The organism is Methylocystis suflitae (assembly GCF_024448135.1).
GTDB classification, from domain to species: domain Bacteria; phylum Pseudomonadota; class Alphaproteobacteria; order Rhizobiales; family Beijerinckiaceae; genus Methylocystis; species Methylocystis suflitae.
In genome coordinates, this window is sequence record NZ_JAMRYX010000233.1 from 1 (window position 1) to 1,516 (window position 1,516).

General features: G+C 54.9%; 2 protein-coding genes. Both read left to right on the plus strand.

From position 1 onward, the window contains the following. On the plus strand, positions 1-418 hold a 418-nt coding region (locus NEI07_RS17860; protein ID WP_256036466.1), incomplete at its 5' end, for a glycosyltransferase. A gap of 74 nt (positions 419-492) precedes the next feature. Continuing rightward, on the plus strand, positions 493-1,516 hold a 1,024-nt coding region (asnB, locus tag NEI07_RS17865), incomplete at its 3' end, for an asparagine synthase (glutamine-hydrolyzing) (protein WP_256036468.1).

Sequence of the window (1,516 nt, forward strand, 5' to 3'; positions counted from 1 at the left end):
TGGGTCTGGAAAGCCTGGTTCGGCCGATTCTCGGTTCGAGTTCCTCGATTGGTCGGAAGAGACTGAAGTCGAATTGATCCAAGGAATGGATATCGGCATCATGCCACTTCCGGATGAGCCGTGGGCGCGAGGAAAATGCGGCTACAAGCTCATTCAATACATGGCCTGCGGCATCCCGGTTATCGCGTCACCAGTCGGTGTAAATTCGGACATCGTGGATGAAGGATTAAATGGTTATCTTGCCCGCGACGAGCTTGAGTGGGAGGCCGCCATTCGCCATCTCAGTGCAGATTCTGAGCTGCGGAGAGTCATGGGTAGATATGGTAGAGAAAAAATAGTTAGTGAATATTCGCTCCACGTCCACGGCCCTCGACTAGCCACCATGCTGCGCACAATTGTCGATCTCTCGTCAGCCTGAAATGTCTTGGATTCGCGTTCAGGTGGCATACGCAACCGCTCGCTTCTATTCGTCACGAGGAATAGGTTAATTGCATGTGCGGCATAGCGGGACTGTGGTTTCTTCGAGGGCAGACCGACCTCGACGCCCGCTGTGTTGCCAGAGGCATGGCCAACGCGATTTATCATCGTGGGCCGGATGCAGCGGGCGAATGGGCTGATCCCGAAAGCGGAATTGCGCTCGCACACCGCCGACTCTCAATACTCGATCTGTCGCCAGCCGGTGCTCAGCCCATGGAAGACAGTTCCGGACAGCTCGTCATCGCTTTCAATGGAGAGATTTATAATCACCTCGACCTGAGACGGAGTCTCGAAGAAGAAAGTGCTGCTCCCGCATGGCACGGCCATTCTGACACCGAGACTTTGCTCGCGGCAATAGCATCGTGGGGCGTGCAACGCACCCTAGATCGGGTTTGCGGGATGTTCGCATTCGCGCTGTGGGACCGATCATCGCGCAGCTTGACTTTGGCCCGCGACCGCCTCGGCGAAAAGCCCCTTTATTATGGTTGGTCGCGTGGAACGTTGCTCTTCGGCTCGGAGCTCGAGGCGCTCTCGGCCTATCCTCTATTCGACAATGCAATTAACCGTGAAGCCATTGCCGCCTTTTTACGTTTTTCTTACGTTCCAGACCCGGCAACGATTTTTCAAGGCATTCACAAACTTCGGCCTGGCCATTTTGTGCGCTTTGATTCCGCGTCCGACGTACCGAAGCCCCAAGCCTACTGGTCGCTTGAAGGAGCGGCTATCGAAGGAACACGGCTGAGGCTCAAATACGACTATCCGGAGCTCTGCGAACGGGTTGAAGCATGTCTGAAGGAAGTCATCGCATCTCAAATGCTCAGTGATGTGCCGCTCGGCTGCTTTCTGTCCGGCGGGATTGATTCTTCGCTTATCGCAGCCATCATGCAGGGTAGCTCTCAACAAAGAATACGCACATTTTCGATCGGTTTCGAAGATGAGCACTTCAACGAGGCAGGACATGCGCGCCGAGTGGCGAAGCATCTAGGTACTGACCATATGGAATTCACCGTTACCGAGGCTGACGCTCTATCGGTGGTGC